Annotated in this window: 11 protein-coding genes; 3 read left to right on the top strand and 8 right to left on the bottom strand. The window is 46.1% G+C overall.

Annotation, left to right across the window (positions count from 1 at the left end; genetic code table 11):
* Positions 1-154: 154 nt before the first annotated feature.
* On the top strand, positions 155-1,675 hold the full coding sequence (locus tag Q5866_RS02025) for a PAS domain-containing sensor histidine kinase (protein ID WP_303178453.1): 1,521 nt from the start codon (positions 155-157) through the stop codon (positions 1,673-1,675).
* Between the two features lie 15 nt (positions 1,676-1,690).
* Here the strand turns inward: Q5866_RS02025 and Q5866_RS02020 are convergent, their stop codons facing one another.
* The 8 genes from Q5866_RS02020 to Q5866_RS01985 form a co-directional block, all read right to left on the bottom strand.
* Positions 1,691-2,368 (bottom strand): ion transporter, encoded by a 678-nt coding sequence (locus tag Q5866_RS02020; protein ID WP_303178451.1) that lies wholly within the window; start codon positions 2,366-2,368, stop codon positions 1,691-1,693.
* A gap of 115 nt (positions 2,369-2,483) precedes the next feature.
* Positions 2,484-3,446 carry a glutaminase A gene (glsA, locus tag Q5866_RS02015; RefSeq protein ID WP_186978564.1) on the bottom strand — a complete coding sequence of 321 codons (963 nt, stop codon included), beginning with the start codon at positions 3,444-3,446 and terminating at the stop codon, positions 2,484-2,486.
* A 114-nt stretch (positions 3,447-3,560) separates the two neighbouring features.
* Entirely contained in the window at positions 3,561-5,099 is a 1,539-nt protein-coding gene (gene gadC, locus Q5866_RS02010; RefSeq protein ID WP_099291973.1) for a putative glutamine/gamma-aminobutyrate antiporter GadC, read from the bottom strand.
* A 114-nt stretch (positions 5,100-5,213) separates the two neighbouring features.
* Positions 5,214-6,422 carry an MFS transporter gene (locus Q5866_RS02005; RefSeq protein ID WP_099291974.1) on the bottom strand — a complete coding sequence of 403 codons (1,209 nt, stop codon included), beginning with the start codon at positions 6,420-6,422 and terminating at the stop codon, positions 5,214-5,216.
* 128 nt (positions 6,423-6,550) lie between these two features.
* The gene (locus tag Q5866_RS02000) at positions 6,551-7,750 is read right to left on the bottom strand and encodes an SAM-dependent methyltransferase (protein ID WP_303178444.1); all 1,200 of its coding nucleotides are present in this window, start codon (positions 7,748-7,750) and stop codon (positions 6,551-6,553) included.
* A gap of 29 nt (positions 7,751-7,779) precedes the next feature.
* The gene (locus Q5866_RS01995; RefSeq protein ID WP_303178443.1) at positions 7,780-10,644 is read right to left on the bottom strand and encodes an ATP-binding protein; all 2,865 of its coding nucleotides are present in this window, start codon (positions 10,642-10,644) and stop codon (positions 7,780-7,782) included.
* A gap of 164 nt (positions 10,645-10,808) precedes the next feature.
* Complete coding sequence (locus tag Q5866_RS01990; protein ID WP_303178441.1) at positions 10,809-13,052, bottom strand: sensor histidine kinase; 2,244 nt, start codon at positions 13,050-13,052, stop codon at positions 10,809-10,811.
* 5 nt (positions 13,053-13,057) lie between these two features.
* A complete protein-coding gene (locus Q5866_RS01985; protein ID WP_303178439.1) occupies positions 13,058-16,384 on the bottom strand; it encodes a carboxypeptidase regulatory-like domain-containing protein in 3,327 nt (1,108 codons plus the stop codon).
* 188 nt (positions 16,385-16,572) lie between these two features.
* On the opposite strand from Q5866_RS01985, the gene Q5866_RS01980 reads away from it, so the two are divergent.
* Together Q5866_RS01980 and Q5866_RS01975 are read left to right on the top strand one after the other, a co-directional pair.
* Positions 16,573-17,931 carry a YbjN domain-containing protein gene (locus Q5866_RS01980; RefSeq protein WP_227215081.1) on the top strand — a complete coding sequence of 453 codons (1,359 nt, stop codon included), beginning with the start codon at positions 16,573-16,575 and terminating at the stop codon, positions 17,929-17,931.
* 21 nt (positions 17,932-17,952) lie between these two features.
* Positions 17,953-19,035 carry a trypsin-like peptidase domain-containing protein gene (locus Q5866_RS01975; RefSeq protein WP_099291977.1) on the top strand — a complete coding sequence of 361 codons (1,083 nt, stop codon included), beginning with the start codon at positions 17,953-17,955 and terminating at the stop codon, positions 19,033-19,035.
* Positions 19,036-19,074: the final 39 nt, after the last annotated feature.

Here is a 19,074-nt window from a genome sequence, read left to right as displayed (position 1 = left end):
TAAAAAAGGGGACTTGTTACAAGTCCCTTTTTTTAGTATGTAGTGTGTAATATAAAATAACACTGTTAATTTAAATAAATCAATAGTCGAGTGATTTTTTTTATATACTTTTGATAAACAGTTCATGTGAAGTTTTTTTAACGCGTTTGTTATAATGGAAAATCATTATTCCGAGAAAGAGGGAAATGTGTTTTTGTCACAGGTTAGTGATCAGATGATTGCTAATGATGTTATTTTTAGTGCTTTATCCGTAGGCAGTATTATTTTTAATCATGACGGTATTATCAGGCAGATGAATACCCGTGCTTTGGAGGATTTGAGGTGGAAGAAGGAAGAGTTTATCGGTAAGAATCTTTTTGAGATACTGGGTGTATTTTCGGAGACGCAGAATGTTTTGCCCAAGATAATTAATCAATTGAATCAAGGGACGAAGTTTATAGAACTTGTTCCTAATTCCTATATTCGTGTTTTGAACGGGTGTGATAAGTTCTATATAAACGGGCAGTTCCTCGGGTTAAGGGAAAATGGATGCTTATCTAAGATTATTTTTCTTTTCCGGAATTACGAGCGCGAACTGACACAAGAATACCTGTTGAATCTTGCTTTGGCGAAAACGAAGATATTTCCTTGGTTCTTCGATTTAGAGCGGAATAAAATGGTTATAGATCCCCGTTGGTTCACTCACTTGGGGTATCCCGCGGGGGATGGCTATTTATCCGCAGCGGAGTTCTCGGATATCGTGCATCCCGATGACCGGGAAACGTTGCTGAGAGCCTTAGCGGGACAGGTTGCGGGTAGTTTGAATAAAGAGATGTTTACCTATCGGTTGCATCGTGCGGATGGCACGTGGGAATGGTTCGAGGAACAGTCGGTTTATCTGGGGGAAGTGAATGGATTGCCTTACCGCATCGTGGGAGTATGCCAAAGTATACACGAGCACAAGGTGATAGAGAATAACCTGATGGATGCGCGGGATAAGGCATTGGTGAGCGACAGGTTGAAGAGTGCTTTCCTCGCGAACATGAGTCACGAGATACGTACCCCGTTGAACGCTATCGTTGGTTTCTCCAATTTGTTGACTGATCCTGATGCGGGACTTGAGGCGGAGGAGAAGAAGGAGTATGCCAAATTAATCAATGCCAATAGCGAGCAGTTGTTGTTGCTGATTTCGGATATCCTCGACTTGTCGAAGATCGAGGCGAACACGATGGAATTTCATTATTCGGAACAGTCGTTGAATGATTTGTTTACGGATATTTATCATGCGCAAGTGTTGAATATGCCCCCGAACGTGGAACTTCGGATGGATATACCGGAGAATAGTTTCTATTTGAGAACCGACCCGATGAGGTTGAAACAAGTGATAAACAACTTGATTAATAATGCGATCAAGTTTACCGCGGAAGGTTATATCAGTTTTGGTTATCGCGTGGCGAGAAACGGGAAAGAGGTTTGTCTGTACGTTCAAGACACGGGACCCGGAATCCCGGAAGAATCCCGGGAAAAAATATTTGAACGTTTCTATAAAGCGGATTCATTCAAAGGCGGAGTCGGATTGGGGCTGTCTATCAGCCAAACGATCATGAAGTACCTTGGAGGTAATATCGAGTTGAATTTCGATCTGGGACAAGGAACTTGTTTCGTGGCACGGCACCCGTTGACGTGTTGTGCGTGATGTGTTTTTTTCAGTTTATTGATTCCCGTTTTTTCCTTGTCTTTTGTTCTGGAACTTGGTTGTCACGTAGGCAGTGAATATGGGGAAAAAGATCATTCCGGCGGCGGCTAGGATGACGGCGAGTACCTGTCCTAGTTTCGTGACGCCGAAGATGTTGGAGCCCACAGTCGTTACGTTCATGAGTGCCCAATCGAATGCGTCCCAGTAGGTCTTCACGGGTGGATTGACGTCATGTTCCATGTAGTAGAAGATGATGCTGCAAAAGTATATTGTCGTGAATAAAATGGTCAGGTAAGTGATAAGCAGATTTGTGATTTTGCTGCGGGTCATCCAACTGACGATAAGGGATACACCGTATATGCCCCGGGCAAGCGGGATAAGCCTCAAGGCGATCCATGCCGAATGGGATATATGCGTCGATAAACCGTACACGATATTCAAATAAGGAATGGACACGAGCAGGAAAAGGAAATTATCCCGGAAGAAACGAGCCGTCCAACCGTTCGTGTGCCACCTCACGAAGAAATCGGCGAGGAACAGGGAGCATACCCACAGGTGGAATTTTAGTATGAATGTTTCACTTAGTGCGTTATTGCCTTTTAATAATTCAATAGATGCCACCACGATGATAGCCATACTACCTATTAAAACAAGAGCATTGAGGATTTTTTCCAGAACTTTACTTCTTTCCATGATAAATGAATTTATAAGTTTGCCCGCGGCAAATTATAAGTTGTTTTTCACTTGAACATTTAAACTTGCCGTAGGCAAATTCAACTTGAAACTTAGAAATTGCCGCGGGCAATTTCTATTTTATTTCCAAATAGTCACCGCCGAATACGTTGATATTCAACTTTTGTGCGATATATTTGATAGCGGCTTGTGCTTTCACGGAGTTACCGGCTTCATCCAATGGAGGAGCGAAAGCGGCGATGCCGAAGATGCCCGGAACGACTCCAAGGACTCCACCGCCGACACCCGATTTAGCGGGGACACCACTCGTGTACAGCCAATCGCCCGTGTGCTCGTAGAATCCCACGGTGGCGATTAGAGAGGTGATTTTCGGGGCTAAAGAGGCATCGAATACCTGTTGTTTTGTTACCGGGTTCAGTCCCCCGTTAGCGATGGTACAGGCAGCGATAGACAATTGTTTTGCCGTTACTCCCATGGAACATTGACGGGTGTACAAGTCGAGAGCCATATTCGGCTCATCGTATATCCGGTTGAAATTCTTCAGCAACCACGCGATAGAACGGTTATTGAAATTGGTTTCCGATTCGGACTTGTATAGTTCGTCCAGTAGTTGCAAGTCACTACCGCTCAATTCTTTCATGTTATCCGTGATGGCTTTCCATTTGGCGTCGCTATTACCGATAGGTTTCACCATACTGTCGGCGGAGATTGCCCCGGCATTTACCAACGGGGTACTCGGGTGATCGTTTTCGAGTAATATGGCCATGATGGAATTGAAAGGTAATCCCGTGGCGTCAGCCCCAATCTGGTCGAGAACGGCTTGAGCCCCGTATTGACGTAGCACGAGTATTGCCGTGTAGACCTTGGACACGGATTCTATACCGAAAACGTAGTCCGTGTCGCCAACCGTGATTACTTCTCCCGAGGGAAGACAGACGGAAATACCGAATAGGTTGGAATCAATCTTGTCTAGGAAGGGTATGTAATTCGCGTTTTTTCCTCCCTTCAAATCTTTCACTTGTGCGTGTGCCTCTTGAACTAAGTTCTTGAGGTCATTCATTGTAATTGTTTTTTTCATACCTGTAATTTATTATAGTTTATAAGGTTTGTAAAGTGGTTGGTAAGATAGTATTCTATCTCTTCCTCTATAAACAGAGGAGGAGCTGGAATACTACTTTATGGACCTTATAGACTATTTTGTTGTGTTTGTTGTTTGAGTTGTGGTTCCGGTCGTGGTTTGAGCCGTGGTTGCGGCTTGTACCGGTTGTTCTTCCCAGTGGAAAGGAGCGATCTGGGCGTTCGGGTCTTTCCATGACGGTTTACGTAGACTGTAGATGATAAACGGGGTGGCTACTACCACGATACAACCGATGATCAATACGGAGAACCAAACCGTGTTACTACCCACGTTGATCTGGGAAGGCGGGATAAAGCTCAACACGAATGCCAGCAAAGCACCGCAGAAACCGAGTCCGCCGATGATCCAAATGCCTACGTTGCTCTTTCTACCGATAGCGAAGGGACGCTCGGCTTTTTTCATCTTGTAGCGAAGTACGATAGCCCCGGAGAACATCAACAGGTACATGATGAGGTACAATAGTACGGTCAACTGTGACAGAATTTGGTAGAATGATTGCACGGAAGGCATAACCACGAACAAGAGAGCCAGAATAGTAACGACAGCCCCCTGTATGAAAAGAATGTTCTTTTGTACGCCAATTTTATTGGTTCTTTGGAAGAACGGTGGCAGATACCCGGCTTTACCCACGGTGAAGATACCTTTGGACGGACCGGCAACCCATGTCAATACTCCTGCCAGCACACCGAACATCAAAGCGATGGCGATAACGGGAGAAGCCCAACTGATGTGCAGGTATTTCAGATAACCGTCAAACCCGACAAGCAAACTCTGCGTCAAATTGATGTCTTTTGCCGGAATGATCAAACCCAAAGCGAAAGTACCGAGCACGAAGATGATAACGGTGATACCCGCGCCGATGAAGATGGCTTTCGGGTAATTCTTGGAGGCGGGTGCTTTCACGTCCATGACGTGGATACCCATCATCTCCATACCCGCGTAGAACAGGAAGATTCCCGATGCCAGTACGAGGTTGTCGAAATTGGTCAGGTCAGGGAAGAAACCTTGGCTCATGTCCATGTTGTTGTGTCCGCCCGTGGAGATGTAGATGATTCCGAAGATAATCAGTAACCCTGCCGGGATAATGGTTCCGACCATGGCACCGATTTTGGAAACTTTACCAACCCAGCCCAAACCTTTCAGGGAGATAAACGTGGCAATCCAGTAGATAGCCAATACGGTTATTAACGTGAAGAGCTTGTTTGAAGCAAGCAGAGCATCCTCTGACGTGTCCAGACCGATGTAAGCGATAGACACGGCACCGAAAGTCAGCACGGTAGGATACCATATCGTACTCTCGATCCATTGTAGGAATATGGCGAGGAATCCTACTCTTTTCCCGTAAGCTTCTCCGACCCAACGGAAAACTCCACCCTCTTTTTGGGAGAACATGGCGGCAAGTTCTGCCGCTACCAGTGCTGTTGGAACTAAGAATACGATGGCCGCGAACAAGTAGTAGAACGCGGAACTCAATCCGTAGACGGCTTCTGCCGGAAGTCCACGGAGACTCACTACCGCCGCAACGTTCATGATCGCCAAGGTCATTACGCCGAGTTTCATCGCGGTACTTTTCGTGTTTGAATTTGTTGTCATCTTAAATTAATTTAGTTTAGAATGTTATATTTAATATGATGGTTAGTTCATTTTGATCTCTTGCATGGGATAAATACGGGAGTAGGGAAATGAAGGTTGTTCTACTCACAATATTTAACTTTGAGTTTGCATACCGAGGGCGGCACTGTTTCTTCTGAAATAAGCGTACACGGTAAAGGCTCCACCCAGTATCATGCTTAGCAAGAACGGGAAGTAGGAGGCGTCCGTGGAGAAGAGGTCTTGCAGCCATTGGGTGATGAACGGATAGGTGATAATCGCGACGTAATTCATTGACATAACGAGTGCAAGGGCAAATGTCGCGTGTGATTCCACCGTGCTTGAGGAAGTTTTGTCGTATATGATCGGTTGCATGGCTCCGTAACCTAACCCGATGAGTATAATACCTATCGTCAGTATAACGGGACCTGCTTTCAGTATGAATAAAATAAAACCGACGGCAATAGCGCAAAGGGCGATGAAGTTCGTGTATGTTTTCAAAACTGAAATAATGTTGTTGATAAAAAATCCCGGTATTGTCATGGCGAGGAAGAACACGGAAATAAGCGTACCGGCAATGTCCGGATCCTTGTAGTGTTTCATTGTTTCCATGTAAATGGAGAGATTGAACGGTACGGTTAAAACCAAAAAGGTGATGAAATAATAAAGAAGCATCAAAGAAACAGGCCAATTGTGTTTCGTGCTTGACGCGGATGGGGTAGTGGAGGCGGTCGTCGTTTTGGGTGCAACAGTATGTGGTGTGGAGTCCAGTTTAAAGGCGAATAACAGAGAAATCCCCGACAGGCAATATACCAGAAAGGCGTAATGCCAGTTGATATCGGCAAGGACTCCGGCGAGGAATGTCGCCAACACGAGCGTTAAGTTCGTGATTGATGAGGCAATACCCAATTGCCGGGTACGATAGCGTTTGGAAAAGTTATCCGCGATAAGTCCCGTGGAAAAAGGAATGATCATTCCGGCGCCAATTCCCAACAACGCACTGATAACAAGTAATAGCGCGAGAGAATTGCTGAAAGGGTACACGACACTACACCCGAAGAAGATAGCTAACCCGATAATGAGAATCCGTTTTTTGTTCACATGTAGGGAAAGTCGTCCCGCCAGCAGGATAAAGGGTACAATAATAAACGAGGGAAGGGATTCCAGCATTTGTAATTCCAAATCGCTTGCTCCTTTGAAAATATGTTCGAGATCGCCCAAGATAGGGGATATGGCTAATCCCGGCAGGGAAGTAACCATGGAAATAGAATAAATGGCAAGAAGCGCAGTCAGCGTGATCGTACCATGACCTGTTTGTATCTTCATTTTGGTATCGTTTAGTTCTAGTCCCTATACGGGAGAGAGAAGGAAAAGATTATTAATTTTAGATTTTAAATATTAGATTTCTCCCTGTTTGCCCTGTTTCTTTGTGCTAATCATAAATCGAGAAATCGTCAATTCTCGGGTTTGCGGCATCGAATGACGACCGCCTTTTCATTATTCAATGTCGTGGCTAGTAGGAATATATCTCCACCTTCTTTCATCTTGCTTCGGGAACGGATTTCGTTTGCCGATATTTTGAAATTTCGGGTAGTGATGTTTGCTTTCGGGATTGTTCTGGCTATCTGTTTCAGCCATTTGCTGGAGAAGTCGAAGACTTCTTCCACTTGAAATATTCTACCGGGGAAATCATGGATTAACGTATCTCCGGTATATAAATGGCTGTGCCGATGTAATTTCTTTAGCCCATAACGATTTGCCGGAATCTTGAACGCACCGCTTTTTAATATGGAACTATTGGGTTCATAAAGGTATTGACCCACCGTATCCGTCATGTCGGGTTGCGCTTCTCCCTCGTCTTCCGGCGTGAAAGTGAATCTCTGCACGATTTGTGAAGCGGGAAAGTTGACGGCGTGTATCGTTAACGCGTGTTGCTCCGGCGTTGTGTCCAGTACAAACAAAAGCTCCTTGCACTCGTTTTTCACCGACAACACATGTACCTCGGTCGTCTCCGGCAGGAGGCGCAGGACTGCCGTGATATCGGCCATGGGAGATATTTTCACGATCAAGCGGCTGCCGCGGGAGAGTATGTTCTCTTTTATTTCCAGTACGTTAGGTTCGTAATCGGCAAGAGCGAAGATACGCTTGTTATCATGAGTCCGGCGGGAGGGGTCTATATAATACGTGTCGGCCGCGAGAGTCCCCGCTACGTGTGTGCCATTCCCGTGTATTACTTCTATGTTATTTGCTCCCAGTATGCTGAAATTATAACGTGCAGCTTCACAATACGAGGGATTCTGTTCCACGTAGGTTACTTTACCCGTCGAACGGGAAAAGAAATAAGAATCGACACCCATTCCCCCCGTGAGGTCACAGAGCGTGTTGCCCGATATCAAGCATGCCTTGTAGCCGGCAGTAAGTTCCGACGAACATTGTTCCGTTGCTAATGCCGAGGGGTAAAATATACCGGGATGAGCGAACCACGAGGGGAGCTTGTCTTTGATTCTCGCACGGGCATGGATTTGTTCGACAGCTATATCCACCCGGTTATCCGGGTAGTTCTTTCTTTGAAATTGCAATCGAGCGGGATCATCATCGAGATGTTCCCTGACGAAGTCAAGTATTTCGGAAGACAATAGCATCGTGTCGGACATTGTTTTTTACTCGTGCAAAAATAGGGAAATTAATCCGGTAAAAACAACGCTTGCTCATCAATTTCTTTGGGTTCCATTGTCGGATTATAGGGTAAGCTGAACCAGAAACGTGATCCTTTGCCCACGGTTGATTCCACCCCGATTTCTCCGCCCAACTTTTCGATAATGCTTTTGCAGATAGGCAGCCCCAACCCCGTGCCTCGTATAAACGAGTTGAGTTTCACGAAACGTTCGAACACGTGCCCGATATTTTCTTCCGGGATGCCGATTCCCGTGTCCTGCACGTGAAATTCGATGCGTTCGCCCGTGACATGGTATCCGAGGCGGATGCTTCCCTTTTCCGTGAATTTGAGTGCGTTATTGATAAAGTTGGATAAGATTTGAGCGATCCGGTTTCTGTCACTATAAATAAAACATCGGGGAATATGCTCCTCAAACGAGAGTGTCACGTCCTCTGTCGTTAATTTCATCGTGTGCAGGCAAACGACTTCCTTGCACAGGTTATTGACATCAAAAACAGCGAGAGAAATATCAAATGTCCCGGCTTCGATCTTCGAGAGATCCAATATATCGGAAATCAATTGCAGGAGCAGTTCGTTATTTTTCTGGATAACGGAAAGATATTGTTCCCGTTCTTCTATACTTTCCGTTTCCGCGACGAGAGCCGAGAACCCCACGATGGCATTCAACGGGGTACGTATTTCATGACTCATGTTAGCGAGAAATGCGGACTTCAACCGGTCGGATTCTTCCGCCCGTAACTTGGCTTTCAGAAGGTGCTGTTCCGTTTCTTTCGATTCGGTAATATCTATATTCAACCCGATCACTTCGATTATCTCGTTTTGCGGGTTGTATTCTTTGACTTTAAAGCGGACACGTAACCAGCGCCATTCTTGCCCGACCCGCACTCTCACCTCGTCCGCGAATTCCCGGCTTTTCCCTTCCAGTACTTGCTGGTGAAACCCTTGCAATTTCACGGTGTCCTCGGGGCATACGAACTCGTGGACATCCTCGATATCCTGAACATGACGGGGTTGTTGGTTGAGGTTGTAAAACCAGACATCCGAGCCGAAGAATGTCTTTTGTAACGGGTTCCACCTGCATATACCCACTTTGGAAAATTCAGCGATATTGTTGAATAAGGTTTCAAATTCTTCGATCTTCCGGTAGTTCTCGAACGCTTCCGTGTTGTCTATCACGATAAGCAAGTAATTCTCAACGTTGTGGTTTGTGTCATAAAGGCAGGTACCTTTCACGGTCAAGTTCTTGCTTCCCGTGTATTTTGTGCTGTAATATACCTTGTCGATCTTCGAAAATTTGTATATAAGCGGAAACATGATCTCTTTACCCTGCCGTAGTTCTTCCAGTTTATCTGCCGGAAGATTGGGGTTTTCGAACAAGTTCACCCCGAGCACGTCTTCTTTCCGGTTGAAACCGAACATCTCGGCCTCTATGTCGTTCAAGTCGAGCAGATCACCGTTCTTGTCATATATTTCGATACCCACGGGGATGTTTTTATATATATTGCGCAGGGCTTCCTCGCTATGCCGGAGTGCTTTGATCGCTTTTTGTTGCTCCGTGATATCCGTGAATAAGGCCACAACCTCGTTTTCTCCCGGCGAATAAAGAGTCAGGCGGTATTGTAAACCTGTTTTTTCCATGAATCGGGTGCTTTCCGTTGCTTGCTTTTGCAAAACGATATTATGCAGGCGGAGCAAGCTCTCTGGATCTTCTATTCCGAAATCTTTGGCATTTTTACCGTCGAAATAATTCGGGGGTGTTCCTGATATTCTGTTGAAAGCGGGATTGGAGTCAAGGTATTTAAAATCGCACGGTTGTCCGTTCTCGTCATAAATCAGTTGCAAACGGAGATAGCCGATAGGTATGTGATCGTATAGTTTTTGTAAATATTGTTGTTGTTCCCGTGCTTCTCTCTCCGAGGTGCGTAATTCTATACAAATATTGATGATATTCGATATGGCGAAAAACCATTCTTTATCGATGTGAGTCCACAAGCGGGGACGATTGACGATGTCGATGCCCATGTATCCCCATATCCCGTCGCTGGAGGCGAGGGGAATGACCAACAGGGAGGCAATATTCTGACGTGCCAGTACTTGTCTGTCCGTTTCTGCCTCGGGGGGCAACTCGTCGAGATGATTGATAATAATCGGGATATTATTGAGTATCTGTTTGCTCCACCACCCGATATGATTGGAATCCATGTCTTGTAATGTATCTATTTCCGGTTGCACGCCGGGTTTTGTCGCCTCGTATATACAACTTTGCGTGTCCTTTTTTTTATCGTACTTGAAAATATAGGTTCTATCCCCGTCAAATTGTTTAAGAACCTCTTTCAACGTATCGGTAATCACTTGGTCTGAATCCGGGTTTTTAAGAAATTTGGATAAGGATTGTGACAGGGAATACTGGCGTAACATCAGTTCTTTCAACTGGTTCTCTTCTCTTGCTTTTGATATGAGAATATTCTCTTCTTCTTCCAGAATCTTGGAATAACCGGTAGCCGTGACCGTCCCGTCCTCTTCAATGACTCTATTCCCGATTTTGGAATGTATCCACATTTCCCCGAATCTTGTCATAATAGGGAATATTTCATCGTAGAAGTTCTGGTTTCTCAAGTGCGGGAGGTTTGCGCTCACCCGTTGACGGTATTTCTCGTTAATCAAGTTCAGAACTTGATTTGTTGTTAGCGTGTTCCCTTTAAGTCCCAGTATATCCACCACGTAATCCGAGCATTGGATTTCATGTGTTTCGAAATTCACTTTCCACCACCCGATCTTGGCTGTTTTTTGCAGTTCTTGGAGTATAAGTTCTTTTTCTCGCAAACTCTCTAATTCGCTATTCGAGATAGTGGTATTACCTGTTTTTGACATAATCACGTCTTTTGGAAATGGGATCTATTCTATTTTGCCAATCTATTTCCCGACAAAAGTAAATAATTAATCTCAAAATACCACTATTTAGTTGTGAAAAGGCTTTTATTAATCTTCCGTGTTTTGCCCTGTCCTGCGGACGTATATATTGCGCTGAAAGCGCTCTAACCTATCACGTCACAACTCAATATTACCGTGAAACGGCTGCCCTTACCGGGTTCGGACCATAAGACAATACGTCCGCCCAGTTTTTCGATAATAACTTGGCAGATAGATAGTCCCAATCCGGTACCCTGTGCGAATTCATCTTGTTTGTAGAAACGGCTGAATATCATCTTTTGTTCCGCTTTCGGGATGCCTTTTCCGCTGTCTTCCACGAATATATGTACTTGTTTTTCTTTCGGGAAATATTGATAGCCCAATTTGACGTATCCGCTTGGGGTGAATTTGCCCGCGTTATTGAGGAAATTCGTCAGCACTTGCGTGAGTCGGCTCTTGTCAACGTAAATTTCCGGTTGTGCCTTATCACATTCTTTCAGAAATTGCAAGTGAGACGGTACGATGACCTGATGCGTGTTATATACTTCGTCTATCAATGTGGCAACCGGGTATTTTTGAAAATCAAAAGACATGTATCCCGATTCGATACGGGAGATTTCCAGAATATCATTGATAAGTTTAAGCAGTAATTCGCTATTCGTGTTGATCGTGTTGATGTAGAGTTGCTTTTCATCTTCGTCGAGTTCCACCCCGGACACGAGGATGTTGGAGAAACCGACAATGGCGTTTAGCGGTGTACGTATTTCATGGCTCATGTTTGCCAGAAAAGATTGTTTCAGTTCGGCTTTTTCTGCCAGTTCTCTGGCTTCAATCAATTCCTGTTCCCGTTTTTTATACTCGTCGATATTCACGATCAATCCGGTTGTCTTCTGTTGACCGGACATACTATCCATGGTACTGCTGCGAAATTCCCACCATTGGTAACCTTCCTTCGTGAAATCACACAAAAGCTCTATTGTGTGAGTTCCTTGTGTCAGAACTTTTTGCCAATACTGCCTGAACAGTGTCCGGTAGTCCGGGTGGATAAAGGCGGTAAACTCGTCCACGGATAGGGAAGCGTTTCCTATATGGGAAGATTTCCAGAAAGCATTTTTGAATTGCAACATATCACGTTTGATTCTCCATGCGAAAGTATTTCCGCCTTCAATTGCCAATGCCAACGACTCTCTTTCTTCTTCCAGATCATACAATACCTGACGGCGCATTTTTATTTCGCGCATGTATAAAAAGGTCAACCAAGTGAACAAGGTGAGTAAAATAGCAAGAGAACTGAAAATGATAAAAAACCATGTCTTGGGATAGTGTTCCTTGAAGGGCAAATTGATAATCATGTACTTCGCTGGGATATCCTTTTGCTTGAAACCCGCTTTCTTCATGGTTTGCCAATCCACGACGTAGGCCTTGGCACTTTCACGGACGGGGATATCCTGCGGTCTTGTCCCGTTCAGGATTTGGACGGCAAGGTCAACTTCTTCCTTAACCTGTGTCGACAGGGGTGTCATGTATCCGCCGCGGAAACTGAATCCGCACCCGAACATCTCGTATATCGCCGAATAACGGTTGTTCATGTAGAAATTAGCGATGGTCACGGTCGAGAAATCGTATTTCAATTGTAAATAAGGATTTCCCGTGTTGAACTTACTCATTTCCCAAAGATAATCCATGCTGATGTATTTCTCCGCGGGTGGGGTTTCGCCCTTGGTTTTTCTTCTTGCCAGATAGATGTTTATCTTGTAATTATTCTCTGCATCCTGATTTAAAGAGTCCACGAAATCCTCCACGTGCTTGAGTGTCGTATAATTGTTCAAGTGTTGGTCTATATCGGCGCGAATCTTCCGGTCCAGAAACGTGGAGTCGAGTAACGTGAAACACGTGGACCGATGACTAAATTCTTTTATGACTTCCATGTTTTTCAAGATATCTATCTTGTCATGGAATCCGGTGACATTCGGGAATTTCTTTATGAGCGACCAGTTGGGATAATTGACTCCGGCGAAAACAACAGGGGTCATCTTTAGCAATTCATGTCCGGTCATAAGCAGGGAATAGGTCGCTTGATCGTCATTCACGAGGATAATATCCGGTCGCCAATCGTACAGGGAATCAAGCAGGTGCGATATCCTGTCGATTTCTTCCTGTTCCCGGTGACTTTCGCAATCGAGGTAGAAAGTACGAATATTCGCTTTTATCCCTTTATTACTGAAATTATCGGCTATCATCTCGTCGTACTCCGGGTATAAAGGAAAACTTTCCTCGTATGAATGGATAACAAGAACGTGTTTCGCGGGGGTGGAGCAACCTGTCGCGAGCGATAACAGAAATAGAATAATATAGACTCTGAATTTCATAGTTCTTAATTAAAAATGTAACGGATACCGATCTGTAATTGCCAGCAATTGTCTGACGACCGCTTGGTTTCAAAGGTTTTGTAAGGCAATATATCTTGTCCGTCTTTTTTTATCGTGCACATCGTGTAAACGGGTTCTCCCGCCTCGTTTACTTCTTTCAGTTGGAGTAATTTACCGTTATTACCCGCGGTAGCCACCTTGGAAACTCCCCACGAGTTGTCGATTAAATTGCCTGCGTTCATGATATCTACCGACACCTGCAACGTGTTGTTCACCTTTCCGGTTCGTATCTTGAAATCCTGTACAACCCGCAGGTTAAAGCGGTTGAACCACGGCAGGTAAGCTGCATAAGCCTCCGCGTATTCTCCTTTGTGTTTTTTCAAGTACGGGTCTTGATTGACGAATGTCCAGAAAGCATCCCGTTGTTCTTCCGCCGTGAAGGTCGCGTTGCCCACCTTGTTATCCGCGAAATGAAGTTCGTTCCGGTCGCGGGGAATATAAATCAGGTCGTAATTTATCCCGTCATTATTCATGTCCGTGTTGTACAGGTAGGAATAGTTTCCGGCATATTGTCCCTCGTAGAAAATGGCTACCGAGGTCGTGAAGTGACGCGCGTACGTTCTCGTGTAATTGATTTGTGAGATTACCCGGTGGGGTGTTTGCATGTATTGCGGGCGATGTAATTCTTGGTTATTAGGTCCCATCACGGAAGGTTCCTGCATCCACGCGTTGTCTACCTGATTACTTCTGTTGTCGGTCATGGTTCTCGAGGTCGTGTACGTGTAGGCGGTCATGAAGCCGAGTCCCGCGATTGGTTCCATGTTCAACGTCACGTTGAAATTGGCACTGTATCCCTTTCCGCTGTTGTCCATTAAGATGGCGTTCGTGATTTCCTCGTGTATCCGTTTCTCCGTGTTTCCGGGGTAGCGGTATCGGTTGTCCGCTCCGGTAAAGCGGGACATCTTCCCGTCGTCATTGCTGATCACGTTCATATCCCGTTGCACGATGGCGTTCAGGTCTTTGATAAACATACCTTCCAGCGTGAGCAGCGAGTTGAAGGGGAGAGGCAGCCGGTAGTCAACGGCCAACGAACTCTTCCATACTTGCGGTATCTTGAAATGACGGTCTATCGTGGCGATATTATTCACGCTTCCCGGTTCCAGCCGGAAACGGTCGGGAAACAGCGGGGCAATATCCCGCAATATCTCTTCCCGCGTGCGTATTCCCCCGGCTAACGCGGCAAGTAATTCATCCCCTGCTTTCGCGGTCGATACGGTATTCTTCAACATCCCGCTGCCTTCCTGCATCTTCGAGAGGAATATCATCGGGAAACGTCCCGTGAAGATTCCGGTACCCCCGCGAAGGCTTAGCGTGTTGGTGCCCGATATGTCGTAGTTGAAACCGATACGGGGAGAGAATAAAGGAGTGGATTCAGGCCAATAAGCGGTACTTAATTTCACCCCGTTGAACGTGTAGTCGGCGATGGACGGGTTTTCGAGGCGCTTACCCGCGTATATCGGTATGTCCATACGTATGCCGTACGTGAGCAGCAATCTGCTTGTGACGTGATAATCGTCCTGCGCGTAAATAGAGAACTGGCGGTAATTAACCTTTGCCGGGGCGAGTTTACCGCCCGTGAGGGAGTAGCAGAGGGCAAAGGCTACCGGGGCTGCCTTGTTCGCGAAATCCTCGTAACTGGCATACCGGTAATACCCGGCACCGTATCGCATGTAATTATTGGATAAATCCTGTAATTCAAAACTGAATCCGGTCGTGATATAATGTTTTCCCGTCTGGATGGAAAGGTTGTCCGTGACTGCCCATACTCTTTCCTTGATACCGTTATTCCACGCGTGTTGCTCGTATCCCGCGTTCATGAAAGCCCATTCCGCCCCTCCCTCGTCCGGTTTAATGATATCCACGGTGGGGAAATCCCCCTTACATTTCCGGTTGTTACAGTCGTTAAAAGTGAAACTCACCAGCAACTGATTGGCGATATTCTCGCGTAAATAACTATGCCATTCCCCCGTGAGCGAATACACGTCACTCTCTTCTTGATAAGTGGAGTTGCGGAAACTCATGGAATATCGACTCACGGGATTTCCGTTGATGGAAAGGGCATTCCCGACCAGATTGTTATCATCTTTATACGCGGTATAGTTCAATCGGAGCATCATCTTATTCCGGTCGTTGATATTCCAATCCGCGCGTGTCAGCAGGCGGTACACGGTGGTATTCCCGTCGAAGTTCGTCCACGACCCGGTGTCATACCCGTACATTTCTTTCAAGTCTTTCGAGAAGAGGCTCATATCTTCCGCCGTCACCCGCGAAATCATGTTTTGCGGGTCTTCTTTTCCGTCCGTCGAGAGTTTCCACTTGTGTATCGGGGCGGGAGAGTTCTCGCGTTCCCCGCTGACGAAGAAGAAGAGTTTGTTCCTGAGGACAGGTCCCCCGAACGTGAAACCGTATATATTCCGGGCTTCTTTCTCCCGTTCGCCTAAATTGTAACCGTCCACCTTATTGCCCCGCAAGTACTCGTTTTTAATATAGGTGTATGCCGAACCTTGAAATTGATTCGTCCCGCTTTTCGTGACGATATTGATAGCTCCCCCGATGAAGTTCGTCTGGCGGACGTCATACGTGGCGATGTTTATCATGGCTTCCTCGATGGCATCCGGCGATATCGGGTTTCCGCCTCCCGGCAGGACGCTCCCGTCCAATCCCATGTTGTAATTGAAATTCGCCCCGTCCACGCTATAATTATTCATGCGTTGGTCCCGTCCGCCGATACCGTTTCCGTTGGCGTAAGGCGATAGTTTGATGATATCGGTCAACTTGCGGCTAATATTCGGGAACATATTCACGCGGGAAGCGTCGATGTAAACGCTTGCGCCTGTTTTACCGTTCGAGTGTTTGGATTTGGAACTTTTTACAATTACTTCATCCAGATTCGCGGAAGGTGTTAGCGTGACGTTATACGTGTGTTTCCCTGCCAACTGTATATATATACCCGTGATTTCAGCCCGGTGGAATCCCACGAAGGAAACTTCTATCGTGTAAGGGCCTCCCGTCCTCATGCCGTCCAGTTGATACCGTCCCCGGTTGTTCGCGGTAGTGGCGTAGCGGGTTCCCGACGGGGTATGAGTGGCGATTACCGTTGCTCCCGGGAGGGAATCTCTGCCATCCGAAACGTACCCGTTCAAAGACGAGGTAGTTACTTGTGCTTGACTGCCTATGTAAAATGATAAAAACAAAACACACACGAGAAACTTGTCAATCAAGTACGTAAATACTGACTTGTTGTTGCCATGTTCCCCTTCTTGCATTTTCATTGATTTATATTCTCTTGATTACACCATTTTACACACTGCAAATATGATGAATATTTACAGAGAAAACAAAAAAACTTTCGCCAGTCTGTGAAGGGAAAAGATTTTTCCCTATTTTTATCGCACTTTCTGCGTGTATGGCGTGGATGAGTGCGTGAAGTTGTTATTAATTATTTAATACCTTATAAGTCATGAAACAAACCTTGACATTTAATCTTTCCACGATAACATCAACGGAAAGTAAAATCAACGTCGATGCCTTCGACGAAAGCTTGGAAGCCTTCGAGAACGGAGATTACCTGAAAGCTTTCCATACCTTGCTCGATTACGTGAACCCGGACTTGCGGGAGAAATACGGTAATTCGGCAGGAACAGAGTTTAACGTTCCGCACGGTTCGATCGTGGTATCGATAAAGATCGAGGACGGGCAAGTAAACGTTATGGCGCCGTTCCTTGCATTGCCGGACAAAGGCAGAGTACCTTTGTTGCGTCAGGTAGCAGGCTTGAATTTTAATGACATGGATCTGGCACAGATCGAGTTGCGGGATGAAAAACTGTTCTTCAAATACAGCTGCCCGCTTGCGTTAGCACAGCCTTACAAGATGTATTACGTGTTGGAAGAGATATGCCGCACGGGAGATAAATACGACGACGAGTTCGAAACGAAGTTCGGGGCAGTACGTATTTATGAACCCAAGGTAACGCCTTTCGATGCGGAAACGCTTGATAACGTGTACGAGGTCATTCAGTTGAGTTGTCGGGAATGTATGGACGCGGTGAAAGGCTTCGAGGCCGACCGTAAATACGGTTTCGCGTGGAACGTGCTCGACACTACCCTGTTGAAAATCCTTTACTACGCTCACCCGCAAGGACAGTTACTCAATGACTTGAATAAAGCGGTTAGGGAAATGGACCGGGAGGACATCCCGCTGCCGGAAGTGGTGAATTACGGTAAGTCCGTGGTTGCCCGTGTCCAAGCAATGACGAAAGAAGAATTGGCGGAAGACTTGTATTTCGTGGAAACTTTTATCTCCCCGAAACGTCGTTCCAATCTAAAGAATATACAGGAGAATTTCGAGGGAACATACGACCGCGCCACCCAAGCGTTCGAGGCGAGGGATTACCAGACGTGTTGCTTGATGATCGTGTACAAGTTCTACGAGATGTATTTCTACAATGACGTGCAGGACGACGTGAATACTGTTGTAACGAGAGCGTTGACGAAGACTTCGGCCATGCCGTGGGATGAGGCGGCGCGGATTCTTCACGAGGCAATGGATAACATCATGGAAGGAGAACTCGACGCGGATGATGATGACGAGGACGTGGATTTCGGAACGATGGTGAACAACGCTTTCGCTAACGTGGATATGAATCAGGTAGCCCAGAATATGCAACAGGCAATGCAACAAGCCATGCAGGGCGGTATGCAGGAATATCTGGCCAACGTGCAGACTTTGCAGATGCAGATGATGCAAGGGCAGATCAGCGTGGAGGAATACACGCGTAGAGTACAGGAACTGGCTGCCGGGTTGGGAAACAATCAATAACAAGGATGAAATTTTGACATTATGGAACAGAATATATTTAAAGCCGTCTATAAAGTAAACCATGCCGGCGGATCAGGCAGTTGTTTCTACCTGAAAAACTATGATTTATTTGTAACAAATTATCATGTCGTGGAAGGGTTCCGTGAAGTGGCTCTGCAAGACAACGACAAAAACAGATTTTACGCCCGTGTGGTATTGGTCAATCCCGCGCGCGATATCGCTTTGCTGAAAGCGGACGGTGATTTTTCCGCGCTTCCCGAGATCGCGTTATCCGCCCTCGACGAAGTTTCTATCGGGCAGAGAATCAACGTGGCTGGATATCCTTTCGGTATGCCTTTCACGGTTACCGAGGGTACTGTATCTTCGCCCCGTCAGTTGATGAATGATAGTTACTATATCCAGACCGACGCGGCAGTGAATCCCGGTAACAGCGGGGGACCGATGTTCAACGACAGCAACGAGCTGGTGGCTATCACGGTAAGTAAACTCAATAATGCCGATAACATGGGATTCGGTATTCCGGTTGCCTCTTTGCGCGAGTTGCTCGAACAGATTGCCGACCTCGATACCTCGATATTTAACGTGCAGTGTAACAGTTGCGACGAGTTCATATCCGAGGAGGAAGAATATTGCCCCTCTTGCGGTGACAAATTGCCGGAAAACGTGTTCAAGGAAAGAACGTTGACCGACCTTGCCGTGTTCTGCGAGGAAGCCATCGAGGCGATGGGCATTAATCCCGTGCTTGCCCGCGTGGGATACGAGAGTTGGGTATTCCATAAAGGAAGTTCCGAGATCCGTATGTTTGTTTACAATCGCCAATACCTGTTCTGCACTTCACCGCTCAACGTGTTGCCGAAAAAGAATCTCGAACCCGTGCTTTCATACTTGCTCAACGCGGACGTGCGTCCTTATCAATTCGGTTTGGACGGTAATCAGATTTACATTTCCTATCGGGTACATATCTCGGATGTGTTCTCCGAATACGGCGAGGAAGTTCAGAAAAACTTGACAAATATGGCTTTCAAAGCCGACGAATTGGATAATTACCTCGCCGACACCTTCGGTTGCGAATTTTCCGAATACGCGAAGAAGGACGCTATTTAGGGGGGAAGAGTCGCCTTCAGCGAGTCACAAGTTACAAGT

The sequence above is a fragment of the uncultured Butyricimonas sp. genome, from assembly GCF_959596855.1.
In the GTDB taxonomy this organism is placed as follows: Bacteria; Bacteroidota; Bacteroidia; order Bacteroidales; family Marinifilaceae; genus Butyricimonas; species Butyricimonas muris.
This window is presented reverse-complemented; position numbering and strand designations above follow the sequence as displayed.